We start from the raw sequence: 23,961 nt of genomic DNA, 5'->3' as shown, positions 1-23,961 counted from the left end.
GTCGGCGGACCGGCTTGGCGGACCGGCACGAATCGGCATGTAAATGGCATGGAGGAGTCACGGCGATGGCCGAACACACCAGCTCAAGCATCACGATCGAGGCGGCGCCCGCCGAAGTGATGTCCGTGATCGCCGACTTTGACCGCTATCCGGAGTGGACCGGAGAGGTCAAGGAGGCGGAGGTGCTGGCCAAGGACGAGCGGGGCCGCGCCGAGCAGGTGCGGCTGCTGCTGGACGCCGGGGCGATCAAGGACGACCACACCCTCGCGTACACCTGGACCGGTGAGAACGAGGTCAGCTGGTCGCTGGTCAGGTCGCAGATGCTGCGGGCGCTGGACGGTTCCTACCGGCTGGCCGCGGAGCGGGGCGGCGCCGCCACCAAGGTGACGTACCAGCTGACCGTCGATGTGAAGATCCCGATGCTCGGGATGATCAAGCGCAAGGCGGAGAAGGTCATCATCGACCGGGCGCTGGCCGGGCTGAAGAAGCGGGTGGAGAGCGGCCCCGCGGACCAGGGGGCCTCCGGGGGTTCCGAGGGGTCCGCCGACGAGGGCAAGAAGCTCTGAGCGTGCGGACCGTTCTCGTCACGGGGCCCGGCGGCGCGGGCCGCAGCACGCTCGCCGCCGCGACCGCCCTGGCCGGCGCCCGGCGGGGCGAACGCGTACTGCTGCTCACGACCGGGAGCAGTGCTCCGGAAGCGGTGCTGTGCTCGCGTCTCGGTGCGGATGCCACGACTCCGATAGCCCCCGGCCTGCACGCCCGCCGGATCGACTCCGGCGACCGCTTCCGCCAGGAGTTCCTCGCCTTCCAGGAACGCGCCGGCGCCGCCCTCGATCTGCTCGGCGCGGCCCCCCTCGACGAGGACGAACTCACCGAGCTCCCCGGCTCCGAGGCCTTCGCGCTGCTGCACGCCCTGCGCGCCGAACACGCCTCGGACGCCTGGGACCTGCTCGTCGTCGACATGCCGCCGGCCGGCGAAACGATCCGGCTGCTCGCGCTGCCCGCCCAGGTCCGCCGCTATCTGCGCCGCCTGCTGCCGCCCGAACGCCAGGCCGCCCGCGCGCTGCGCCCGGTCCTCGCCCAGCTCGCCGGCGTCCCGATGCCGGCCCAGAAGCTGTACGAGGCCGCCGACCGCTGGGAGCGCGAACTCGCCGCCGTCCAGCGGGTGATCGACGCCCCCGGCACCTCCGTACGTCTGGTCACCGACGCCGGCCCGGTCGCCGCCGCCGGTCTGCGCGAGCTGCGCGCCGGGCTCGCCCTGCACGGCCGCCGCACCGACGCCCTCCTCGTCAACCGGCTGCTGCCCACCGGCTCCGCCGACCCCTTCCTCGCCGCCCTCTCCGGCAGCCAGCAGGCCGCCCTCAAGGCGCTGCGCGAGGAATTCCCCGATGTGCCGGTCCACGAAGTGCCGCACCTGGGCCGCGATCCGCAGGGCGTCGAGGAACTGGACGAGCTGATCGACGGGCCGGTAGGCGAGGCCGACGGGGCAGGTGGGGCCGCTGAGGCCGACGGGGCCGGTGCGCACCCCGATCCCTGGACCGTCGAGGACCGCCTCGCCGCCGACGGCATCCTCCTGTGGCGGGTGCCGCTGCCCGGCGCCCGGCGGGAGGGCCTCGGCCTGGTGCGCCGCGGCGACGAAATCGTCGTCACCGTGGGCCCCTTCCGCCGGATCCGTACGCTGCCCTCCGCCCTGCGCCGCTGCTCGGTCACCGGCGCCGGACTGCGCGACGGCGTCCTCGACATCCGTTTCACGCCCGATCCCGCCCTGTGGCCCAAGAGCCCCGCGCCGAGTTCCTGAACGCCATACCACCATTCGGGTAACGTCGGGAGTGAGTCCCGCCCGCCGGAGTCCACGGAGAACATCATGAGTGATGCCACCGAGCGCCCCGCCGACCGCAAGGACGGCTTCGACGCCGATGCCTGGGAGACGGCCTGCGCCGAGGACCTGGCGGCGGAGCAGGGCCGCCGCCGCAGCGAGCACGGCCCCCAGCCGGGCAGCGCCGCCGAGGAGCTGCGCAAGCTCGCCGAGGCCGTCACCGACAAGCTCGCCGGGATCCAGCTGCCCGGCGCGCTGGGCGGGATCGCCGCGCAGGGCGCCGTAGGCCAGCTGTTCCGGCAGGCCAGGGCCGCGGTGGAGCCGGTCATCGAGCGCAACCCCGATGTCTTCGACCACCTCGCTGCGGCCGGTTCCGAGCTCCTCGCCGCCTACCGCTCGGCCGTCGAGAGCAGTGAGCGCCGCTGGACCCGCGACGACTCCGCCGGCCGCCCCGGCGCCCGCGGCGAGGGCCGCACCGACGACCCGCGCGACGACGACGGCCCCACCGGCACCGAGCGCATCGACCTCGACTGACGCCCGCAGCCGCACGGCAGGGGAAGGCGGTTCCTCCTCCGGTACGGTTGGACCCGGCGGGGTTCGAGCGAAAACTGAGGGACACATGGGACTCACCATCGGCGTCGACATCGGCGGCACGAAGATCGCGGCCGGCGTGGTCGACGAAGAGGGCTCGATCCTCGAGACGTGCCAGGTACCGACCCCGCAGGCCACCGACGCGCTGACCGAGGCGATCGCGGACGCGGTCCGCACGGTCGGCACCGGCCACCAGATCGAGGCCGTGGGCATCGGCGCGGCCGGCTACGTCGACGAGAAGCGGGCCACGGTTCTCTTCGCGCCCAACATCGACTGGCGCCACGAGCCGCTCAAGGACAAGGTCGAGCAGCGCGTCGGCCTCCCCGTGGTCGTCGAGAACGACGCCAACGCCGCGGCCTGGGGCGAGTACCGCTTCGGCGCGGGCCAGGGCCACAGCGACGTCATCTGCATCACCCTCGGCACCGGCCTGGGCGGCGGCATCATCATCGGCAACAAGCTGCGCCGCGGCCGCTTCGGCGTCGCCGCCGAGTTCGGCCACCTCCGGGTGGTGCCGGACGGCCTGCTGTGCGGCTGCGGCAGCCAGGGCTGCTGGGAGCAGTACGCCTCCGGCCGCGCCCTGCTGCGCTACGCCCGGCAGCGCGCCTTCGCCACCCCGGAGAACGCCGGGATCCTGCTGTCGCTGGGCGACGGCACCCCCAACGGCATCCAGGGCAAGCACATCAGCGCCGCCGCCCGCCAGGGCGACCCGGTGGCCATCGACTCGTTCCGTGAACTGGCCCGCTGGGCCGGCGCGGGCCTGGCCGACCTCGCCTCGCTCTTCGACCCGTCCGCCTTCATCGTCGGCGGCGGCGTCTCCGACGAGGGCGAGCTGGTCCTCGACCCGATCCGCAAGTCCTTCCGCCGCTGGCTGGTCGGCAACCAGTACCGGCCGCACGCCCAGGTCCTCGCCGCCCAGCTCGGCGGCAAGGCCGGCCTGGTCGGCGCGGCGGACCTGGCCCGCCAGGGCTGAACACCGGTCGCTCCGCACGGCAACGCCCGTCACATCCCCCGGGGAAGTGGCGGGCGTTGCCCTATCTTGGCGCGCGTGACGTTACCGGTGAGAGGACCCGCCCCCGTGATCTCGCTCCCCGACTCCCGCACGGAACCCGACGGCTCCGCCGTCATCCGGGTGCTCAGCTACAACATCCGCTCCCTGCGCGACGACCGGGCGGCGCTGGCCCGGGTCATCCGGGCCTGCGCCCCCGATCTCGTACTGATCCAGGAGGCGCCGCGGTTCTTCCGCTGGCGCAAGGCCGCCGAGCGGCTGGCCCGGGCGGCCGGGCTGGTGTACGTCACCGGCGGCGGCACGACGGCCGGCCCGATGATCCTCTCCACGCTGCGCGCCCATGTGGAGCGCACCGAGGACATCCTGCTGCCGCGCACCCCCGGCCTGCACCAGCGGGGCTTCGCGACCGCCGTGGTGCGGATCGGCGGCGCGCGGCTCGGGGTGCTCAGCTGCCATCTCAGCCTCGCCGACGCGGAACGCTACGGGCAGGCCGGGCTGCTGCTGGAGCGGCTGGCCCTGATGGATGTGCCGTACGCGGTCGCGGGCGGCGATCTCAACGACCGGCCGGACGGGCGGACCTTCCGGCGGCTGGCGGGGGCTCTGACGGACGGCTGGGCCGCCGAGCCCTGGGGCGGGGAGTTCACCTCCACGCCCCATGAGCCGCGGCAGCGGATCGACGCCGTCTTCGCGAGCGAGGGCGTCGAGGTGCTGGGGTGCGGGGTGCCGCACGGGCTGCCGGGCGTGCGGGAGGCCGACCTGCGGGCCGCCTCCGACCATCTGCCGGTACTGGCCGCGCTGCGGGTGCCGCCCGGCACGCCCTAGCCCGGTCCGGGCCTCAGACGACCGCGCCCCCGCCCGGCGGATCGTCGTCGTCCCCGCCGCTGTCCTTCATCCGCCCCACCAGCGTCGCGAAGCCGCCCAGGAAGCCGCCGATGCCGAGGAGGGCGATCCACCACGTCACGGGCTGCTGGATGATCACCATGGCGACCAGCAGGAGCGGGCCGCCGAGGACCGCGAGCCAGGCGAACTTCGTGGTGACATCGGCCGTGGGCAGCGGGGGCGGCTCGGGCGGGGTGAAGTGGCCCTCGTCGGTCTCGTCGAAGTCGTCGTCGGACGCTTCGGCGGCGCTCCAGTCGCGCGGTCCGACGCCGGGAGCGAAGACGATGAAGGAGCCCGGACGTGCGGCGTCACCCGTGCCGGATGCACCGCCCTTCCCGCCGTTCCCGTCCTTCGCGTTCTTCTCGTCTTTCCCGTCCTTCTTGGGCCCCGCGTCCCCTTCGTCCCGCTTCTTCCCGTCCGCCGTGGGGAACTCCGGCTGCTCGCCGTACCCCGCCACGATCTCGGCCCAGGCGGCCTCTTCGTCCAGCGGGTCCCGGGGGTCGCGGGGGCTACGCTCCGCCACGGGCCGCCGTCCCCTCCTCGACGCCGCCCGGGGCCGCCTCGGGGGCGAGCCGGGCGATGAAGGCGAAGGTGTCCTCGGCGATCCGCTCCGCGTCGTGGTCGAGCGTGGCGACGTGGTAGCTGCGCTCCAGCAGCGTGTGCCGTACGTCCGTGGAGGACACCCGGCTCAGGATCCGTTCGGAGTCCGCGGGCGGGACGACATGGTCCTGCGGGCTGGTCATCACCAGCAACGGCTGGGTGACGCCCGGGAGTTCGGAGTCGACCTGCTGGAAGAAGCGGCGCAGCGAGTACGCGGCGTGCAGCGGCACCCGGTCGTAGCCGACCTCCTCGGCGCCGGGCTTGGCGATGTCGCTGGCGATCCCCTTGGTGGTCCGTACGAGATGCCGCAGCACCGGAAGCAGCGGCGCCGCGGCATCATGGACCTTGTTGGCAGGGTTGACCACGGCCACGCCGCTGATCGCGTCGCCGTGCCGGGCGGCCAGGCGGAGCGCCAGCGCGCCGCCCATGGACAGGCCGCAGACGAAGACCTTGGTGCAGCGCCCGGACAGCGCGCGCAGCTCGCGGTCGACCTCGGCGTACCAGTCCTGCCAGGTGGTGACCGCCAGGTCCTGCCAGCGGGTGCCGTGCCCCGGCAGCAGGGGCAGGGCGACGGTCAGCCCGCGGTCGGCCAGATGCTCGGCCCAGGGGCGTACGGACTGCGGGGAGCCGGTGAAGCCGTGGCAGACGAGGACGCCGACCTCTCCGCCGTCACGGCGGAACGGCTCGGCTCCGGGAAGGAGCGGCACCGGGGAACTCCGATCGATAAGGGGCCTGCTGGGTTACCTCAGGGTACGCAACGGGACGCGGAGCGGATAGGTCCGACGGCGGCCGCGCGGCAGGTCATCCGCCGCCCGCTCGGCCGTAGGTGGGCGCTCGCAGCCCCGCCGCGGCGAGCGGGGCCCCGGGGCAGGTTAAGGTCTTTGCGTCACACACAGGAGGCAGTCGGTTGATCTACGGCGCAATGAAGTTTTCCATCGGCGGGTCGCTGAAGCTTGCCTTCAGGCCCTGGGTGGAAGGCATCGAGAACGTTCCCGCCGAGGGTCCGGCGATCCTCGCGAGCAACCACCTGTCCTTCTCGGACTCCTTCTTCCTGCCCGCGGTGCTCGACCGCAAGGTCACCTTCATCGCCAAGGCCGAGTACTTCACCTCGCCGGGTGTGAAGGGCAAGCTGACCGCGGCGTTCTTCAAGGGCGTGGGCCAGCTGCCCGTCGACCGCTCGGGCGGCCGCGGGGCGGGCGAGGCGGCGATCAAGAGCGGCATCGAGGTGCTCGAGCGCGGTGAGCTGTTCGGCATCTACCCGGAGGGCACCCGCTCCCCGGACGGCCGCCTCTACCGCGGCAAGCCGGGCGGTCTGGCGCGCGTCGCGCTGGCCACCGGGGCGCCGGTCATCCCCGTGGCGATGATCGACACCGAGAAGGTGCAGCCGCCGGGCAAGATCGTGCCGAAGATGATCCGGCCGGGCATCCGCATCGGCAAACCGCTGGACTTCACCCGCTACCAGGGCATGGAGGGCGACCGCTTCATCCTGCGGTCGGTCACCGACGAGGTCATGTACGAGATCATGAAGCTGTCGGGCCAGGAGTACGTCGACATCTACGCGACGGCGGCCAAGCGGCAGATCGCGGATGCGGCGAAGGCCGCGGAGGCGAAGAAGAAGGCGGAGGCGGAGGCCGGGAAGGCCGCCGGGAAGCACGCCGACAAGGGGAAGGCCGAGACGGCCGGGGCGTAGCAGCGCCCGGCGAGGGGTGGGGGCGGCATGACGGACATGACGGACGCCGGCATAGGGGCGGTGAGCGGCGCTGCCAGGCGCCACGGCAAGCGCCCGCCGAGGGTGCTGCGGATGTCCGTCGAGCTGCCGCTGTGGCGCGCGCTCACCGGCTACCGCATCCTCACCCTCGGCTATGCGCTGTGCCTGTTCGCGCTCACGTACAAGCAGTACGCCCACCCGCTGGGCGCCGCCGCCTACTTGGCCGCGCTCACCGTCTGGATGGGCTTCACCTGGCGCCGTACGATCTCCGCGGAGCGCTGCACCCGGCACTTCCTGATCGTCGACCTCGCCTTCGCGGTCGGCGGCATCCTGCTGACGTCCGTGGTGGACACCCACGCCCGCATCATGGACGGCGGGCCCACCCTGCCCTCCATCTGGACGGCGGGCGCCGTCCTGGGCTTCGCGATCAAGCGGGGCTGGCGCTGGGCCGCGGTGGCCTCCGCCCTGGTGGCCGTCGCCAACCTCGTCGAACGCCAGGTCCTGGCCCGCGACACCATCCACAACGTCGTCCTGGTGTGGGTGGCCAGCGTCGCCATCGGCTATGTCGTCGAGGTGGCCCGTGCCAGTGAGCGCACCCTCGCCCGCGCCCTTCAGATAGAGGCCGCCACGAGGGAGCGGGAGCGGCTGGCCCGCGACATCCACGACAGCGTGCTCCAGGTGCTGGCGATGGTGCAGCGGCGCGGCGCCGCGATCGGCGGCGAGGCGGCCGAACTGGGCCGGATGGCGGGTGAACAGGAGGTCGCGCTGCGGACGTTGGTCTCCGGCGGGCTGATGCCGCCGCGGACCGCGGAGGTCACCACGGCGCCCGCCGGGGCCGCGGTCACCCCGCCGGCGCCGGACGGCGGCCCGTGCGATGTCCGCGCGCTGCTCGCCCCGTACGCGGGCGCCGGCGTCACCTTCTCCGAGCCCGGCGCCCAGGTCGAGCTGCCGGCCGCCGCGGCGGCGGAGCTGGCGGCCGCTGTCGGTGCCGCACTGGACAATGTGCGGGTGCACGCGGGAGCCGGCGCCCAAGCGTGGATCCTGGTGGAGGACGAACCGCAGGCGGTGATCGTGACGGTGCGCGACGACGGCCCCGGCATCCCGGAGGGCCGGCTCGCGGACGCCGAGCGCGAGGGCCGCCTCGGCGTGGCCCTGTCGATCCGCGGCCGGCTGCGGGACCTGGGCGGCCGCGCCGAGTGGGTCTCGGTTCCCGGACAGGGCACCGAAGTCGAGTTGACGGTTCCCAAGGGCGCGGAGCCCAGGGGCAGGGGGAAGGCGAAGGCGTGAACGAGCGCAGCGAGGTTTCGGCATGAGCGAACACAGCGGCCTGAAGGTGATGGTGGTCGACGACCACCCGATGTGGCGGGACGCGGTCGCGCGGGATCTGGCCGAGGCCGGGTTCGATGTGGTGGCGACGGCCGGCGACGGCCTCCAGGCGGTGCGCCGGGCACAGGCCGCCGGGCCCGATGTGCTGGTGCTGGACCTCAATCTGCCGGGGCAGCCCGGCGTCCAGGTGTGCAAGGAGCTGGTCGGCTCCAACCCGGCGCTGCGGGTCCTGGTGCTCTCCGCGAGCGGTGAGCACGCCGACGTCCTGGAGGCGGTCAAGTCGGGAGCCACGGGCTATCTGCTGAAGTCGGCGAGCACCGAGGAGCTGCTGGACGCGGTGCGCCGCACGGCCGTCGGCGACCCGGTCTTCACCCCCGGCCTCGCCGGTCTGGTGCTCGGCGAGTACCGCAGGCTGGCCACCGAACCGGCCCCCGCGACACCGGACGAGCCCGGCGCCCCGCAGCTGACGGAGCGGGAGACCGAGGTGCTGCGCCTGGTCGCCAAGGGACTCTCGTACAAGCAGATCGCCGAGCGCCTGGTCATCTCGCACCGCACGGTGCAGAACCACGTCCAGAACACCCTCGGCAAGCTCCAGCTGCACAACCGCGTGGAGCTGGTGCGGTACGCCATCGAGCGGGGCCTCGACGACGCGTGACGGGAAGATCCCCTCGTACGGGTGAACGCCACCGCATCAACTCCCCGCCGCCTGACCGGAGTCGGGGTTTGTCCCATCCCGGAGTGACCCAGATCACCATTAGCGTGGCCGGGTCTGCTCAGCTATGGCCGTGCGCGGCCATCGATACGGGAGGTAGGTGGAGCCATGCGGGTCGGAGTACTCACCGGCGGCGGCGACTGCCCTGGTCTGAACGCAGTGATCAGGGCCGCCGTCCGCAAGGGCACCCAGGAATACGGATATGACTTCATCGGCTTCCGGGACGGCTGGCGCGGCCCCCTCGAGGGCAACACCGTGCCGCTGGACATCCCGGCGGTCCGCGGAATCCTGCCGCGTGGCGGCACCGTCCTCGGCTCCTCGCGGACCAACCCCTTCAAGGAGGAGGACGGCGTCCGCCGCATCAAGGAGAACCTCGCCAAGTACGAGGTCGGGGCGCTGATCGCGATCGGCGGCGAGGACACCCTCGGGGTGGCCACCCGGCTCTCCGGCGACTACGACGTCCCCTGTGTCGGCGTTCCCAAGACCATCGACAACGACCTCTCCGCCACCGACTACACCTTCGGCTTCGACACCGCCGTCGGCGTCGCCACCGAGGCCATCGACCGGCTGCACACCACCGCCGAATCCCATATGCGGGTCCTGGTCGTCGAGGTGATGGGCCGGCACGCCGGCTGGATCGCGCTGCACTCCGGCCTGGCCGGCGGCGCGAACGTCATCCTCATCCCCGAGCAGCGCTTCGACATCGGCGAGGTCTGCGGCTGGATCGAGTCCCGCTTCAAGGTCCGCTACGCACCGATCGTGGTCGTCGCCGAGGGCGCCATGCCCAAGGACGGCCAGATGGTCCTCAAGGACGACTCCACCGACTCCTTCGGGCACGTCCGGCTGTCCGGTGTGGGGGAGTGGCTGGCCAAGGAGATCGAGTCCCGTACCGGCAAGGAGGCCCGGACGACGGTGCTCGGCCACACCCAGCGCGGCGGCACGCCCAGCGCCTTCGACCGCTGGCTGGCCACCCGCTTCGGGCTGCACGCCATCGAGGCAGTGCGCGACGGCGACTTCGGGAAGATGGTCGCGCTGCGCGGCACCGACATCGTCCGCGTCCCGATCGCGGAGGCCACCGCGAAGCTGAAGACCGTCGATCCCGCGCTCTACTCCGAGGCCGGGGTGTTCTTCGGCTGACCCGGGCCGCGCCACGCCCTCCGGTCGTCACACCGGACCAATGGGCCGTATATTCGCCGTACGCGACATATCCGGCCCATTTCGCATGCATGGGTGCATAGGTGTGTGCAGAGGGCCATTCGTACCGGCGGGAGAGAACGTGGAGATCGTCGCCTTCGGTGTCCAGGCGGATGAGCGCGCGCTGCTGGAGAAGGCCTTCGAGGGCCACCACCAGGTCCGCAGCCTCGATGTCCCCGTCAACCGCGACACCGCCGCCATCGCGCACGGCTACGAGGTCGTCAGCTCCAGCGTCGACGCCGACCTGGGCGCCGATGTGCTCCAGTCCCTCGCGATCGGCGGCACCAAGATGATCGCCCAGCGCTCCACGGGCTTCAACAACATCGACCTGGAGGCCGCGGCCGACCTCGGCATGACCATCGGCCGGGTCTCCCACTACTCCCCGTACGCGGTCGCGGAGTTCGCCTGGGGCCTCGCGCTGGCGGTGAACCGGCGGATCGTACGGGCCACCAACCGCACCCGTAACTTCGACTTCCGGCTGGACGGCCTGATGGGCCGCGATCTGCGCGGCCGTACCGCGGGCGTGATCGGCACCGGCAGGATCGGCGAGGCGTTCACCCGCATCGCCCATGGCTTCGGCATGAACCTCCTCGGCTGGGACCTCGCCGAGAACCCCAACTGCGTCGCCCTCGGCATGAAGTACGTCGGCCGGGAGCAGCTGTTCGCCCGGTCGGACCTGATCACCCTGCACGTCCCGCTGCTGGAGGCCACCCGCCACCTCGTCGACGCCGCCGCGCTGGCGGCGATGAAGGACGACGCGATCCTGGTCAACTCCAGCCGCGGCGGCCTCGTCGACAGCGTCGCCCTGGTCGACACGCTCAAGACCGGCAAGCTCGCCGGCGTCGGCCTGGACGTCTACGAGGAGGAGGCCGGGCTCTTCTTCTTCGACAAGTCCCTGGAAGTCATGGGCGATGACACCCTCGCCCGCCTGATGACGTTCCCGAACGTGCTGGTCACCTCGCATCAGGCGTATTTCACCGAGGACGCGGTGGGCCAGATCATCGACGCCACGGTACGCAACGTCGAGGACTACCTGGCCCACCGCTCCAACGAGAACATGCTGGTCACACGAGGACAGCTGCAAGCAGCTGAGCGGTGACCGCGGCGCCGTCCAGGGTCAGCACCGACTCGGGGTGGAACTGCACACCCGCGAAGCCGGGGCCGCGCAGCGCATGCACCTCCCCGGTCTCCGGGTCCCGGCTCAACTCGACGCGGTGCATGGCCAGTTCGGCCGCCGTGGAGTCGTCGCAGCGGGCCGTGAAGGTGTTGTAGAAGCCGACGGTTTCCTGGCGTCCGAAGAACTCGATCTGCTCCTGTGCGCCCTGCAGGGGCACCTCCTTGCGCACGATCTCCAACCCCAGCTCCGCGGCGAGGAGTTCATGCCCCAGGCAGACCCCCAGCAGGCCGTGCCGGTGCCCGCGGACCAGCTCGGCGGTCAGGGCGCGCAGCGTGCGCATCCTGGGATCGGCGGCGTCGGCCGGGTTGCCGGGGCCGGGGCCCAGCACGACCGGGCCCTCGTGCCCGAGGGCGGCCTGCCGCAGCCCCGGCTCGTCGTACCGGCGGACGTCCACCGTCAGGCCCGAGGTGCGCAGCAGATGCGCCAGCATCGCGGTGAAGGTGTCCTCGGCGTCGACGACCAGCGCATGGCCGCCGAGCGCGGCGGTCGGCGCGGTCGTCTGCATCCGCAGCCAGAACGGGGCGAGACCGGCGCGGCGGGCATCCAGCGCGGCCTGTACCCGGGGGTCGTCGGCCAGCCGGGTCCGTGCCGCGTCCGCCGGACGGGCGGGCGCCTCGCGCACCCCGAGCGCGGTGAGCACCCCCGCCGCCTTGGCGTGCGTCTCCGCCACCTCGCCCGCCGGGTCCGACCCGCGCACCAGCGTCGCCCCGACCGGCACCCGCAGCGCCCCGTCCGCACCGATGTCGGCCGTACGGATCAGAATGGGCGAATCCAGCGTCTGCGCGCCGCCCGCATCGCGGCCGATCAGCGCCAGGGCGCCCGCGTAGTAGCCGCGGCCGCCGGTTTCGTGCCGTTCGATGACCCGGCACGCGTTCTGTACCGGCGACCCGGTCACCGTCGCCGCGAACATCGTCTCCTTCAGCACCTCCCGCACATCCAGGGACGAGCGTCCGCGCAGCTCGTACTCGGTGTGCGCGAGGTGCGCCATCTCCTTCAGACGCGGCCCGATCACCACGCCGCCCCGGTCACCGACGGTGCACATCATCTTCAGCTCCTCGTCGACGACCATCGAGAGCTCCTCGGTCTCCTTGCCGTCCGCGAGGAACTCCAGGAGCCCGTCGGCGGTCGGGCCGCCGGCCGGGTAGCGGTACGTCCCGCTGATCGGGTTCATGACGGCGGTCCCACCGCTCATCCGCACATGCACCTCGGGGCTGGCCCCCACCAGCGTGCGCTCCCCGGTGTGCACCACGAACGTCCAGTACGCCCCCCGCTCCGTGGCCAGCAGCCGCCGGAACAGCGCGAGCGCGTCGGCCCGGCCGAACCCCGGGATCCGGCCCTCGTACGTCCGCCGGATCACGAAGTTCGCGCCCTCGCCGCTGCCGATCTCGTCCCGGACCACCCGCCCGACGATCTCCGCGTACTCCTCGTCGCCGACGTCGAAGGCCCCGCTCGCCACCCGCACCCGGTGGGCCGGGAGCTGCGCCAGCGCCTCGGCGAGCGGCAGCTCGTACCGCTCCTCGGGGGTCAGCGCCAGCAGCGGGGTGCCGTCGTCGCGGACATCGAAGCCGCGCTCCCTGATCTGCCGGAACGGCGCCAGGGCCAGGCCCTCGGGGAGGTCGGCGAGCCGGTCGTACGGGGCGACCGGGCCGATGAGGACCTCCACCGTGTCGTGGTCGCGGCCGGGTGTGCGGCGGCGCAGCAGGGCAAAAGGCCGGTCGTCGGCGAGCAGCTCGGGCAGGTGCATGTTCTCGTCCTCACTCATGGGGTGGAGCGGAGGGACGGCCTGCTCGGGAAACGCCGAAGGCCGCCCCTGGGGCGGCCTTCGCGGAGTCTGTGGAGTGCGCGCGAATCAGTGGGCCGCCGGATGAGCGGTCCACCACCAGTTCATGTTCATGGCCGGTTGCGCGTACATGACGGGCACCCTACCCGATGCCGGGCCTGCCGTACCGGGGTGGTGTCCACGGGCCGTCTCACACTCCGGTCGCCGTGCTGGGCCCCCGGCAAGACCCCGTAATGTGGTGTTCGTGACCGTGAACGCTGAAACCCACGCCGGTGGCAACACCTGGCGAGACCTGCCCGCGGCGCAGCAGCCTGACTGGCCGGACCAAGAGGCTCTGCGCGATGTGATCGCGGAGCTCGAGTCCTATCCGCCGCTCGTCTTCGCGGGTGAGTGCGACCAGTTGCGTGAGCGCCTGGGAGCGGTCGCCCGTGGTGAGGCGTTCCTCCTTCAGGGCGGCGACTGCGCGGAGGCCTTCGACGCCGTCTCCGCCGAGCACATCCGCAACAAGCTCAAGACGCTCCTCCAGATGGGCGCCGTACTGACCTACGCCGGGTCCGTCCCGGTGGTCAAGGTCGGCCGGATCGCCGGCCAGTACAGCAAGCCGCGCTCCAAGCCGACCGAGACCCGCGACGGCGTGACCCTGCCGACCTACCGCGGCGACTCCGTCAACGGCTTCGAGTTCACCGAGGCGGCCCGGATCCCGGATCCCGAGCGCCTGAAGCGGATGTACCACGCCTCCGCCGCGACCCTGAACCTGGTGCGCGCCTTCACCACCGGCGGCTACGCCGACCTGCGCCAGGTGCACGCCTGGAACCAGGACTTCGTGAAGTCCTCGCCGGCGGGGCAGCGCTACGAGGACCTCGCCCGCGAGATCGACCGCGCGATGAACTTCATGAATGCCTGCGGGGTCGACCCGGAGGAGTTCCGTACCGTCGAGTTCTACGCCTCCCACGAGGCGCTGGTCCTCGACTACGAGTCGGCGCTCACCCGCGTGGACTCGCGCACCGGCAACCTCTACGACGTCTCGGGCCACATGGTGTGGATCGGCGAGCGCACCCGGCAGCTGGACGGCGCGCACATCGAGTTCGCCGCCCGCATCCGTAACCCGATCGGCGTCAAGCTCGGCCCGACGACCACGGTGGAGGACGCGCTCACCCTCATCGAGCGCCTCGACCCGGAGCGCGAGCCGGGCCGGCTGACCTTCATCACCCGGATGGGTGCGGACAAGGTCCGCGACAAGCTCCCCGGGCTGGTCGAGAAGGTCACCGCCTCCGGCGCCCAGGTGGCGTGGATCTGCGACCCGATGCACGGCAACACCTTCGAGGCCGCCTCGGGCCACAAGACCCGCCGCTTCGACGACGTGCTGGACGAGGTCAAGGGCTTCTTCGAGGTCCACAAGGGCCTGGGCACCCACCCGGGCGGCATCCACGTCGAGCTGACCGGCGACGATGTCACCGAGTGCGTGGGCGGCGGCGACGAGATCTTCGTCGACGATCTGCACCAGCGCTACGAGACCGCCTGCGACCCGCGGCTCAACCGCAGCCAGTCGCTGGACCTGGCGTTCCTGGTGGCGGAGATGTACCGCGACCAGTAGGGCACCCGGTAACGGCATGAGTGGGGCGCGGATCCTGTGATCCGCGCCCCATCGCCGTATCCGCGCGTTGTCGCCGCCCTGCGTGCCGGGTAAGGTAAGGGTAACCTCACTCAAGATCAGCGGTACCGGTCGCGATCGACGAGTCCGCCGAGGTGTTCCTACGGAGGTGAAACCGCGTGTACGTCTGCTCATGCTTCGGGATCACCGAGCAGCAGGTCCGCGAACACGCGGACACGGGCGCCTGCACTCCCCGCCAGATCGCCTCCGCCTGCAAGGCCGGCACCGACTGCGGCGGCTGTGTCCGCCGTATCCAGCAGCTGCTCGGCCGTGGTGCGTGCCCGCGCCGTGAGCTCATCGACAGCGGCGATCCCGAACCGCTGGGCACCGGCGCCGCGACCGGGCCGACGCCGGTCGCGGAGGTGGCCGCAGCGGTGCCCGTGGCGCTCCAGGAGGCCGCCTAGCCCTGCCGGGCGGCACGGCCCCTTCGGTGAGCACCCCTCGTACGGGCCCTTGTACGGGCACGCTCAGCTCGGCTGCTCGACCAGCTGGGCGATGTACAGCGCCTCACCGAGTTTCTCCACCAGCTCCAGCTGGGTGTCGAGATAGTCGATGTGGTGCTCCTCGTCCGCGAGGATGTCCTCGAAGATATTCGCCGAGGTGATGTCGCCCTTGGCGCGCATGATCTCGATACCGCGCTTGAGCCGGTCGATGGCCTCGACCTCGACCTGCCGGTCCGCCTGGAACATCTCGGTGACGGTCTGGCCGACGCGCACATGGAACAGCCGCTGATAGTTCGGCAGCCCTTCGAGGAAGAGAATGCGGTCGGTCAGGATCTCCGCATGCTTCATTTCGTCGAACGACTCGCTGCGGGTGTACTTCGCGAGCTTCGGCCAGCCGAAGTTCTCCTGCATCTTGGCGTGCAGGAAGTACTGATTGATCGCGGTCAGCTCGGCGGTCAGCTGCTCGTTGAGGAATTCGATGACCTCGGGATCGCCCTGCATGGCTGCGGGCTCCTTCCGCGCGACAGAACTGGGCAGGTGCCGCGCATCCTCGCACCGCCCCGAGCAGGGCGTCCAGTAAGTTCACGCTTAGTACGAGTTGCCCGATTGCTTCCCTCCCTGGTCATCGGCACCCCTCCCGGTCTGACACCATGGGGGCATGGGTCAGCCGCGCAGTCGCGAAGAGGAGCATCCTCAGCTGCCTCCGGGTCAGCGACTGCAGCGGGGCTGGCCGGTGACGCATTACGGTCCGGTTCCCAGGTTCCGCCCCGAGCGCTGGGAGTTCCGGGCCTTCGGCGCCACCGCGGACGGTGGAAAACACTGCTGGACGCATGAGGAATTCACCGCCCTGCCGTATGCGACGGTCGTTGCGGATATGCACTGCGTGACGAAATTCAGCATGCTGGGCGCCGAATGGGGCGGGGTCCGCACGCAAACGATCTTGGATCTCGCGCCGCCCGCACCGGACGTCACCCATGTGATGGTGTGGGCCGAGTACGGATTCAGTTCGAATCTGCGGCTGGCGGATTTCGCCGGCGAGAACTGCCTCTTCGCCACCCACCGCTCCGGCGAACTCCTCACCGCGGAACACGGCTTTCCGGTACGGCTGGTCGTGCCGCATCTGTACGCCTGGAAGGGCCCCAAATGGGTCCGCGGCATCGAATACATGACGGCCGACCGCCGCGGCTTCTGGGAGGAGCGCGGCTATCACAACCTCGGTGACCCGTGGCGCGAGCAGCGCTACTCCTACCAGGAGCAGCCGGGGGAGGGTCCGGAGCTCTGAGTGCGCCCGGGGTGTGAGCCCCGGATCGCACCCCAGGCGGACCGCCTAGCCGTGGTACCGGTGCACCACCGCATGGCCCTTGCCGCGGGCGATCATCCATCTGTTGAGCGGTGTGGTGACCGCGAAGGCGAGCGCCAGTGAGGCCGCCAGCGCGGCCCAGAACAGGGCATCCGACAGCTGGGCGTCCATGGCGCTCGGCCAGAGGGCGATCACGCCGTTGTCGATCAGCTCCATGACGGCGATGGAGACCGTGTCCGCGGCGAGCGCGACCCGGAAGGCCGTACGGAAACCGACGCCCGCCCGCAGGACGCCGCGCAGCGTGAGCGCATACCCGAAGGCGAAGGTCAGGACGATCGCAAGGACCATCGTCGGGGCGTTGTGCCAGCCCAGCGCGGTGCCGATCACCATGCCCAGGATCTCGCCGATCGCGCAGCCGGTGAGGCAGTGCAGGGTGGCCCGGGCGGCCATCGCCCAGCCGGCGGGCGCGTGGGCGTGTTCGTGACCGTGGTGTACGTGCTGTGCCTGCTGCTGCATGGGAAGCCCCCGACGAGAGGTAGCGGTTCCTGCCCGACAACAGAAACCGTATACCCCCCTGGGGTATTCCTCAACGGGTGTTCCTCACGCGGTGGCCGGACCCCGCAGCTCCTTCAGCCGGGCCACGTCCGCCGCATGGCCCTCCTTGCCGCCCGGTGTCTCGATGACCAGCGGTACCCCCTCGGTCGCCGGATGCCGGAACAGCTCACCGAAGGGCTCCGCGCCGATGTGCCCGGCGCCGATGTTCGCGTGCCGGTCCTTGTGGGCGCCCACCACATCCTTGGAGTCATTGGCGTGGATCAGCTTCAGCCGGCCCTCACCGGTGACGTCCACCAGCTCGTCCAGCAGCGCCTTCATCCCGCCCGGCGCCGCCATGTCGTGACCCGCCGCGAAGGCATGGCAGGTGTCCAGACAGACACCGAGCCGCGGGTGCCGGTCCAGCGCGTCGAAATACGGGCCGAGGTCCTCGGCCAGCGCGCACAGCGACGCCCCCTGCCCGGCCGTCGGCTCCAGCAGCAGCCAGGGATCGTCGTCCCGCGTCAGCTCGTCCAGCAGCGGCCGCATCCGCTCCCGCACCTGCGCCAGCGCCGCCGTACGCGGCCGGCCGCCGGTCGCCGATCCGGTGTGCACGACCACCCCGAGCGCGCCGATCTCCCGCCCGCGCCGCAGCGAGTGGCGCAGCGACTCCACGGACTTCTCGACGGTCACCTCGTTGTGCGACCCGAAGTTGATCAGATACGGCGCATGGACATAGGCCGGGATGCCCTCCTGTGCACAGGCCGCCCTGAAGAGCTCGTCCTGCGCCGGGCTGCCGGGCGGCGTCGCCCAGCCGCGCGGGTTGGCCACGAAGACCTGCACGGTCTCGCCGCCCATCTCCCGGGCGTACGGAAGGCCGGTCTTCGCCAGGCCGCCGGCCACCGGCACATGGCCGCCGACCGGATTACGTGCGCGGGCGCGCCGCCCGTCCTGCTCTGGGGTAGTACTCACGCCCCCAGGGTGCCAGGTGCGGGCCGGCGGCCGTCCTCCGGGACGGCCGCCGCACACGGGGGAGCAGGGACTACAGGGCGCCCTTGAGCTTGATGGTGATCGTGCTGCCCTTCGGGGCCTGCTCGTCCCCCTCGACCGACTGGCTGTCGACCTCGTCCTGCGGGAAGAGCCACGGCTTCTTCACCTCGACCTGGAAGCCGGCCGCCCCCAGCGCCTTCCTGGCGTCCGCTTCGCTCTTGCCGGTCACGTCCGGGACGGTGACCATCTCCGGGCCCTTGGAGAGCGTGAGGGTGACCGTGTCGCCCGCGCCCAGAGGGGTGTCCGTGCCGGGTGACTGCCGGGCCACGGTGCCCTTGTCCTCCTCGGAGAACACCGGCGCTTCCGCGAACTTCACCCGCAGGCCCTGCTCACGCAGCGCCGCCTCCGCATCGGCACGGTCGTCGCCGACCACATCCGGCACGTCGACCGGGGCACCCCGGCTGACCGTCAGCGCCACCGCCGTGTCGGGATGCCGCTTGCTGCCCGCGGGCGGATCCGTACGGATCACCGAGCCCCTGGCGACGTCTGCGTCGATTGCCCGCTTCACGGCGCCCGGAACCAGCCCCAGGTCGCGCAGCTTGCGCTTGGCGTCGGCCACCGGTGTGCCCGACAGGTCCGGTACGGAGACGATCTCCGGACCCCGCGAGACGGTGAGGGTGACCGTGTCCGTACCGCGGATCCGCTTGCCGACCCCCGGATCGGTCTTCATGACATGGCCGCGCTCCACGTTCGAGCTGAAGCCGCGCACCACCTTCACGCCCAGCCCCTCGTCGCGCAGCGTCTTGACCGCCTTGCCCTGCGGCATGTCCAGCACGGCCGGGACGGTCGTGAACTGCCCGGCACTGACGTACCAGACACCGGTGCCCACCCCCAGGACCAGCAGCACGGCCGCCACAATGGTGAGGATCTTGTGCCGCTGTATCAGACCGGCGGGCGGCGCCGCGGCGGGCACCGGGCGCAGCCGGGTGGTCTGCTCCGCGGGCGGCACCGTGTCCGCGGGCGGTATGTCGAGGCGGCTGGTGCGGTTCAGCTCCGCCTCTCCGGGCAGCGGGGCGCCGCCGATCCGCGGCAGCACATCCGTCCGCTCGGTGTCGCTCGCGGGCACCTCGTGCGCCTGCGGCGGCACCACGTCCAGCTGCTCGTCGGTCAGCTCCCCGCGGGCCGACCGCGTCCGCGACAGCAGGGCCACCGCGTCCTGCGGACGCTGCTGGGGATCGCGGGCCGTGGCCAGCGCCACGAGATCGTCCAGCTGCGGCGCCAGCCCCGGCACGAAGGCGGACGGCGGCTGCACGTCCTCGTGCAGATGCTGGTAGAGGATCTGCGCCGCGGAACCACCGGTGTGCGGCTTGCCGCCGGTCAGCATCTCGAAGAGCACCACACCGCAGGCGTAGACATCGACCCGGGCGTCCGCGGTGCCGTGCTCCATCTGCTCGGGCGCCAGATAGGAGACCGTGCCCAGGACCGACCCGGTGGAGGCGGTGGTGTTGGTGTCCACCGCGCGCACCAGGCCGAAGTCGGCGACCTTGACCCGGCCGTCGTCGCCGATCAGGACGTTCTCCGGCTTCATGTCCCGGTGGACGAACCCGGCGCGGTGCGCGGCCCCCAGAGCGGCGAGGATCGGCTCCAGGACGTCCAGCGCGGCCCGCGGCTGCAGGGCGCCCCGCTCACGCAGCACATCGCGCAGCGTGCACCCCGCGACGTACTCCATCGCCAGATAGACATACGTACCGTCCGTGCCCTGGTCGAAGACGCCCACCACGTTGGGGTGGGACAGCCGCGCCACCGACTTCGCCTCGCGGATGAAGCGGTCCACGAACGCCGCATCGGTGGCGAGGCTCGGGTGCATCACCTTCAGCGCGAGCACACGGTCGAGGCGGGTGTCCAAGGCCCGGTACACCGTGGCCATCCCGCCTGCGGCGATACGGGACTGGACGTGGTAGCGGCCGTCGAGCAGTTGGCCCTCGAGCGGGTCCTGAAGGGTCGTATCCACGGGGGAAGAGTTTACGGGTCCGCTGCGCTTTGCCGGGGCCCCACGTTGTCGGCTTTCCCGCCGTGGGGGTTGTTCGCCGTTGCGCCTGCGGCGGGCGGTGCCGCTGCGCGGGGCTGTCCGGCAGCGGCACCGGGCTCACACGGCTCCGCCGCTACAGCCCGGCACCTCCCCGTTGTGGGTGGGGAAAGACGGTGGGGTGTCCGTAATCCCGTACGCACGCGCAGTGGGAGTGGGACGCTCGCCCCCACCGGCCTGTTCACCCCCCACCGTCGGGAGGGGACGGACCGCAGGACGGAGTCCGGAGGGCCGGCACCGCGGCCGACACACAACCGCCGCCCGCCGCAGGCGCAACGGCGAGAAGACACCGCGGCGCCGCAGACGAAAACGTGGGGAGAAACCCCTAGAAGGCCGGGCGTTCAGGATCGAACGCCGCCACCCCCTCCGTCGGCGAAGAGGCGAGCGCAAAGTGCCGCCGCGGAATCCGCCCGGCACGGTAGGCACATCGGCCCGCCCCGACGGCGAGTCGCATCGCCGCAGCCATCAGCGCCGGCTCCTGCGCCCGTGTCACCGCAGACGCCAGCATCACCGCCGCACAGCCCAGCTCCATGGCCAGCGCGGCGTCCGAGGCGGTGCCCGCGCCCGCGTCCAGGATGACGGGGACGCCCGCCCGCTCGGTGATCAGCTGGAAGTTGTGCGGATTACGGATCCCCAGCCCGGAGCCGATCGGCGAACCCAGCGGCATGATCGCGGCACAGCCCACGTCCTCCAGCTTGCGGGCCAGCACCGGGTCGTCGTTCGTGTACGGAAGCACCGTGAAACCGTCGTCCACCAGGGTCTCGGCGGCGTCCAGCAGCTCGATCGGATCGGGCAGCAGGGTCCGCTCGTCGGCGACGACCTCGAGCTTGACCCAGTCGGTGCCGAGCGCCTCCCGCGCCAGCCGGGCGGTGAGCACCGCCTCGCCCGCGGTGAAACAGCCCGCCGTATTGGGCAGCACCCGGATCTTGTGCCGTTCCAGTACGGACAGCACCGAGCCCTGCACGGTCGGATCCAGCCGCCGCATGGCGACGGTCGTCAGCTGCGTACCGGAGGCGACCAGCGCGCGCTCCAGGACGTCGAGGCTGGGCGCGCCCCCGGTCCCCATGATCAGACGGGACTCGAAGGTGGTGCCGTCGATGGTCAGCAGGTCATCGGCGATGTCCGCGGCCGGGTGGGCGGCCGTCCCTGCGGTCGTGTCTGCGGTCATGGTGCGGATCAGCCTCCCTGGACCGCGGTGAGCACCTCGACGCGGTCACCGTCGCCGAGCGGGGTGGCGGGCCACTGGGTCCGCGGCACCACGGTTTCGTTGACCGCGGCGGCCACCCCGGCGGTCGCCCGGGTGAGCATGGCGACAAGGCGGTCGAGGGTCAGATCACCCGGGATCTGACGGGCCTCGCCGTTGACGGACACCGACACGGTGGGGGCAGGGGCACTGGGCGTGCTCATACGGGCTGCTCCTCGGGAACGCGGGCGCGCTCGGCACCTCGGGCGGTGAAGCGCGCGGGGGAGAACGGGCGGGCCAGGTCCGGGAGGCTCCCGGTGGCCAGCGCCTCGGCCATCACCTCGCCGGTGACGGGCGTCAGCAGGACGCCGTTGCGGAAGTGCCCGGTGGCCAGCTGGAGGCCGGGCAGCGCGGTCGGCCCGAGCAGCGGCGCATTGTCGGGGGAGGTGGGCCGCAGCCCGGCGCAGGTCTCCACGAGCGGCAGCTCGGTGATGCCCGGGACCAGCTCGTGCGCGTCCCGCAGCAGCTCGTAGACGCCGCCCGCGGTGACGGTGGTGTCGAAGCCCAGCTCCTCACTGGTGGCGCCGAGGACCAGCTCGCCGCTCTCCCGGGGCACCAGATAGAGGGGATTGCCGCGGACCACGGCCCGTACGGTGCGCGACAGGAACGCGGGGCTCCCGGCCGGCACCTCGGGCAGCCGCAGCCGCAGCACCTGCCCCTTGACCGGCCGTACCGGCGGCAGCACGGCCTCGGGGACCCCGGCCAGCCGCCCGCTCCAGCTGCCCCCGGCCAGCACGACCTGGCCGGCCGGCACCCGCCCGCCGTCGGCGAGCACGGCGCCCGAGGCCCGTCCGCCGTCGACCGTCAGCCGCGCGGCCCGGGACCGGTGGAAGACCACCCCGGCCCGCTCACAGGCGGTCAGCAGCGCGCCCGCCAGGCGGCGCGGATCGACCTGGTGGTCGCCGTCGACCCGGAGGCCGCCGCGCACCCCGGGCGCCAGCATCGGCTCAAGACGGCGGCACTCCCGCCCCGTCAGCCACTGCGAGTCCAGCCCGGACCGGATCTGCAGGGCGTGCAGATCGCGCAGATGGGCGCGGTCGTCGGCGTCCAGCGCCACGGCCAGGGTGCCGCACCGCCGGTAGCCGATCCGCGCTCCGCTCGCCTCCTCCAGCTCGGCGGTGAACTCCGGATAGCGCCGCGCGGAGGCCAGATTGAGGCCGAGCAGGGTCTGTTCGCCGTAGTGCAGCTCGGTGACGGCGGCCAGCATGCCGGCCGCGACTTGTGCGGCACCGCCGCCGGGCGCAGGGTCCGCCACCGCGGTGCGCAGCCCGCGACAGGCCGCCCGCCAGGCGGTGACCAGCCCGATGATGCCGCCCCCGATGACGAGCACATCGGGGTGCCCGCCGGCCGGTTGCGAGGGTGTACCGGATGATGATGTGCCAGACGGATGCATGGGCGTCCAGCCCCTCCCTTCGCCGGCATGACCCGGATCAGGTTCGTACGGTCGGAGGCCGGCCAGCCTCCCTCTCAGCCCGGTACGTCCGGGCTCCCGCGAGTGCGTGTACCCGTCACCCTAGTACGGGCCCGCGACACGCCGTAAGGGAGCGCCCCGGGGCGGGCCGCCCGCGTCACCGTCCGTGACGCTGTGTCAGAGATCTCGCTGCGTGCTGCTCCCGGCTGCCTTCCCGTCGTCCTCCGCCGTCCTACAGTGATCGGGTGAGCGAGCAGAGTACGTCCTCCCAGGCACCTGACCGCACGCCGCGCGTGGTGATCGCCGGCGCGGGGATCGCCGGAGTGCAGACCGCGGTCGCCCTGCGCGAACGGGGCTGGCGCGGCGCGATCACCCTGCTCGGCGACGAGCCCCACCAGCCCTACGACCGCCCCCCGCTGTCCAAGGGACTGCTGCTCGGCAAGGCAGACGGATCCGCCTTCGACGTCGACTTCGCGGGCCTGGGCATCGATCTGCACCTCGCCCGCCCGGTCACCGCGCTGCGCCCGGACGACCACGAGGCCGACACGGCCGAGGGCCCCCTCCCGTACGACTACGCCGTCGTCGCCACCGGCGCCGACCCCGTCCTGCTGCCCGGCAGCGAAGGCAAGCCCGGCGTCCATCTGCTGCGCACCCTCGACGACGCCGAACGGCTGCGGCCGGTGCTCGCCGCCCGGCACGAGATCGTGGTCGTCGGGGCGGGCTGGATCGGCGCGGAGTTCGCGACCGCGGCGCGCGAGGCGGGCTGCTCGGTCACCGTCGTCGAGGCCGCCGACCGCCCGCTGGCCGGCGCGCTGCCCGCCGAGGTCACCGCCCATATGACCGGCTGGTACGCGGACGCCGGGGCCGAACTGCGCACCGGCGTGGGCGTCGCCGCCGTCGAACCGGGCGCGGTCACCCTCGCGGACGGCACCCGGCTGCCGGCCGACGCCGTCGTCGTCGGCATCGGCGCCCGCCCCGCGACCGGCTGGCTGGCCGGCTCCGGCATCGCCCTGTCGCCGCAGGACGGCTCCGTCCTGGCCGACGCACACCTGCGCACCTCCGCCCCCGACGTCTACGCGGTCGGCGACTGCGCCTCCTTCCCCTCCGCCCGCTACGGCCGCCGGCTGCTGATCCACCACTGGGACAACGCCCTCCAGGGCCCCCGCACGGTGGGCGAGAACATCACACGCGGAGCGGCGGAGGGCGTCGTCTACGACCCGGTCCCGTACTTCTGGTCCGAGCAGTTCGGGCGGTTCGTGCAGTACGCGGGCCATCACGAGGCCGCCGACGAGATGATCTGGCGCGGCGACCCGGCCGGGGCCTCCTGGTCGGTGCTCTGGCTGCGCGACCACCGCCTGGTGGCGCTGCTGGCCGTCGGACGGCCCCGGGACCTCGCCCAGGGCCGCAAGCTCATCGAGAAGGGCGCCGCACTCGACCGGGACCGGGCCGCGGACGCCGCGCTGCCGCTGAAGTCGGCGGTGCTGTGACGCACCGCCGGGACTCACCCTCCGGTGTGC

At 72.2% G+C, this 23,961-nt stretch carries 24 protein-coding genes and 1 riboswitch; of the genes, 14 read left to right on the top strand and 10 right to left on the bottom strand.

Going from position 1 to position 23,961, the window contains the following annotated elements:
* Window positions 1-65: 65 nt before the first annotated feature.
* The 5 genes from ADL29_RS23135 to ADL29_RS23115 all read left to right on the top strand — a co-directional run bounded on the left by ADL29_RS23135 (window position 66) and on the right by ADL29_RS23115 (window position 4,235).
* Complete coding sequence (locus ADL29_RS23135; RefSeq protein WP_053925517.1) at window positions 66-566, top strand: SRPBCC family protein; 501 nt, start codon at window positions 66-68, stop codon at window positions 564-566.
* A 2-nt stretch (window positions 567-568) separates the two neighbouring features.
* On the top strand, window positions 569-1,798 hold the full coding sequence (locus ADL29_RS23130; protein WP_053925516.1) for an ArsA family ATPase: 1,230 nt from the start codon (window positions 569-571) through the stop codon (window positions 1,796-1,798).
* Between the two features lie 66 nt (window positions 1,799-1,864).
* Entirely contained in the window at window positions 1,865-2,350 is a 486-nt protein-coding gene (locus tag ADL29_RS23125; protein ID WP_053925515.1) for a DUF5304 domain-containing protein, read from the top strand.
* 85 nt (window positions 2,351-2,435) lie between these two features.
* The gene (locus tag ADL29_RS23120; RefSeq protein WP_046928459.1) at window positions 2,436-3,377 is read left to right on the top strand and encodes an ROK family glucokinase; all 942 of its coding nucleotides are present in this window, start codon (window positions 2,436-2,438) and stop codon (window positions 3,375-3,377) included.
* Window positions 3,378-3,482: 105 nt separating this feature from the next.
* Window positions 3,483-4,235, top strand: coding sequence for an endonuclease/exonuclease/phosphatase family protein (locus ADL29_RS23115; RefSeq protein ID WP_053925514.1), 753 nt, complete (start codon window positions 3,483-3,485; stop codon window positions 4,233-4,235).
* A gap of 13 nt (window positions 4,236-4,248) precedes the next feature.
* On the opposite strand, the gene ADL29_RS23110 is transcribed toward ADL29_RS23115, so the two are convergent.
* On the bottom strand, window positions 4,249-4,815 hold the full coding sequence (locus ADL29_RS23110; RefSeq protein WP_053925513.1) for a hypothetical protein: 567 nt from the start codon (window positions 4,813-4,815) through the stop codon (window positions 4,249-4,251).
* Complete coding sequence (locus tag ADL29_RS23105; RefSeq protein ID WP_046928462.1) at window positions 4,802-5,599, bottom strand: alpha/beta hydrolase; 798 nt, start codon at window positions 5,597-5,599, stop codon at window positions 4,802-4,804. The genes ADL29_RS23110 and ADL29_RS23105 overlap by 14 nt, the downstream gene beginning before the upstream one ends.
* Window positions 5,600-5,814: 215 nt before the next feature.
* Between ADL29_RS23105 and ADL29_RS23100 the strand changes: the two genes are divergently transcribed.
* The 5 genes from ADL29_RS23100 (at window position 5,815) to ADL29_RS23080 (ending at window position 10,931) form a co-directional block, all read left to right on the top strand.
* Complete coding sequence (locus tag ADL29_RS23100) at window positions 5,815-6,582, top strand: lysophospholipid acyltransferase family protein (RefSeq protein ID WP_053925512.1); 768 nt, start codon at window positions 5,815-5,817, stop codon at window positions 6,580-6,582.
* A 36-nt stretch (window positions 6,583-6,618) separates the two neighbouring features.
* Entirely contained in the window at window positions 6,619-7,887 is a 1,269-nt protein-coding gene (gene macS, locus ADL29_RS23095) for a MacS family sensor histidine kinase (RefSeq protein ID WP_078971208.1), read from the top strand.
* A 22-nt stretch (window positions 7,888-7,909) separates the two neighbouring features.
* Window positions 7,910-8,581, top strand: a complete 672-nt coding sequence (locus ADL29_RS23090; protein WP_053925511.1) for a response regulator — start codon at window positions 7,910-7,912, stop codon at window positions 8,579-8,581.
* A gap of 165 nt (window positions 8,582-8,746) precedes the next feature.
* On the top strand, window positions 8,747-9,775 hold the full coding sequence (locus tag ADL29_RS23085) for a 6-phosphofructokinase (RefSeq protein ID WP_053925510.1): 1,029 nt from the start codon (window positions 8,747-8,749) through the stop codon (window positions 9,773-9,775).
* A gap of 139 nt (window positions 9,776-9,914) precedes the next feature.
* The gene (locus tag ADL29_RS23080) at window positions 9,915-10,931 is read left to right on the top strand and encodes a 2-hydroxyacid dehydrogenase (protein WP_053925509.1); all 1,017 of its coding nucleotides are present in this window, start codon (window positions 9,915-9,917) and stop codon (window positions 10,929-10,931) included.
* Here ADL29_RS23080 and ADL29_RS23075 read toward each other — a convergent pair.
* Complete coding sequence (locus ADL29_RS23075; RefSeq protein WP_053925508.1) at window positions 10,897-12,753, bottom strand: anthranilate synthase family protein; 1,857 nt, start codon at window positions 12,751-12,753, stop codon at window positions 10,897-10,899. The genes ADL29_RS23080 and ADL29_RS23075 overlap by 35 nt on opposite strands.
* Window positions 12,754-13,039: 286 nt before the next feature.
* On the opposite strand from ADL29_RS23075, the gene ADL29_RS23070 reads away from it, so the two are divergent.
* Window positions 13,040-14,383: a class II 3-deoxy-7-phosphoheptulonate synthase gene (locus ADL29_RS23070; protein WP_211274373.1), complete on the top strand. Its 1,344-nt coding sequence runs from the start codon at window positions 13,040-13,042 to the stop codon at window positions 14,381-14,383.
* Between the two features lie 176 nt (window positions 14,384-14,559).
* Window positions 14,560-14,844 (top strand): (2Fe-2S)-binding protein, encoded by a 285-nt coding sequence (locus ADL29_RS23065; RefSeq protein WP_046928468.1) that lies wholly within the window; start codon window positions 14,560-14,562, stop codon window positions 14,842-14,844.
* A 63-nt stretch (window positions 14,845-14,907) separates the two neighbouring features.
* Here the strand turns inward: ADL29_RS23065 and bfr are convergent, their stop codons facing one another.
* Window positions 14,908-15,384, bottom strand: coding sequence for a bacterioferritin (gene bfr, locus ADL29_RS23060; protein WP_046928469.1), 477 nt, complete (start codon window positions 15,382-15,384; stop codon window positions 14,908-14,910).
* Between the two features lie 157 nt (window positions 15,385-15,541).
* Between bfr and ADL29_RS23055 the strand changes: the two genes are divergently transcribed.
* Entirely contained in the window at window positions 15,542-16,165 is a 624-nt protein-coding gene (locus ADL29_RS23055) for a sulfite oxidase-like oxidoreductase (protein ID WP_053925507.1), read from the top strand.
* A gap of 45 nt (window positions 16,166-16,210) precedes the next feature.
* Here the strand turns inward: ADL29_RS23055 and ADL29_RS23050 are convergent, their stop codons facing one another.
* The 6 genes from ADL29_RS23050 to thiO all read right to left on the bottom strand — a co-directional run bounded on the left by ADL29_RS23050 (window position 16,211) and on the right by thiO (window position 22,426).
* A complete protein-coding gene (locus ADL29_RS23050; protein ID WP_053925506.1) occupies window positions 16,211-16,699 on the bottom strand; it encodes a DUF4396 domain-containing protein in 489 nt (162 codons plus the stop codon).
* An 84-nt stretch (window positions 16,700-16,783) separates the two neighbouring features.
* Window positions 16,784-17,686, bottom strand: coding sequence for a deoxyribonuclease IV (locus tag ADL29_RS23045; RefSeq protein ID WP_053925505.1), 903 nt, complete (start codon window positions 17,684-17,686; stop codon window positions 16,784-16,786).
* A 70-nt stretch (window positions 17,687-17,756) separates the two neighbouring features.
* Complete coding sequence (gene pknB / locus ADL29_RS23040) at window positions 17,757-19,715, bottom strand: Stk1 family PASTA domain-containing Ser/Thr kinase (protein WP_053925504.1); 1,959 nt, start codon at window positions 19,713-19,715, stop codon at window positions 17,757-17,759.
* Window positions 19,716-20,115: 400 nt separating this feature from the next.
* Window positions 20,116-20,910, bottom strand: a complete 795-nt coding sequence (locus ADL29_RS23035) for a thiazole synthase (protein ID WP_053925533.1) — start codon at window positions 20,908-20,910, stop codon at window positions 20,116-20,118.
* A gap of 56 nt (window positions 20,911-20,966) precedes the next feature.
* Window positions 20,967-21,197: a sulfur carrier protein ThiS gene (thiS, locus tag ADL29_RS23030; protein ID WP_053925503.1), complete on the bottom strand. Its 231-nt coding sequence runs from the start codon at window positions 21,195-21,197 to the stop codon at window positions 20,967-20,969.
* Window positions 21,194-22,426, bottom strand: coding sequence for a glycine oxidase ThiO (thiO, locus tag ADL29_RS23025; protein WP_211274370.1), 1,233 nt, complete (start codon window positions 22,424-22,426; stop codon window positions 21,194-21,196). Before thiO ends, thiS begins: the two co-directional genes overlap by 4 nt.
* A riboswitch (TPP riboswitch) is annotated at window positions 22,424-22,536 on the bottom strand. It overlaps the preceding gene by 3 nt.
* A gap of 153 nt (window positions 22,537-22,689) precedes the next feature.
* Between thiO and ADL29_RS23020 the strand changes: the two genes are divergently transcribed.
* The gene (locus tag ADL29_RS23020) at window positions 22,690-23,931 is read left to right on the top strand and encodes an NAD(P)/FAD-dependent oxidoreductase (protein WP_053925501.1); all 1,242 of its coding nucleotides are present in this window, start codon (window positions 22,690-22,692) and stop codon (window positions 23,929-23,931) included.
* The last annotated feature ends 30 nt before the right edge of the window (window positions 23,932-23,961 follow it).

This window comes from Streptomyces chattanoogensis (assembly GCF_001294335.1).
Classification (GTDB): Bacteria; Actinomycetota; Actinomycetes; order Streptomycetales; family Streptomycetaceae; genus Streptomyces; species Streptomyces chattanoogensis.
This window is presented reverse-complemented; position numbering and strand designations above follow the sequence as displayed.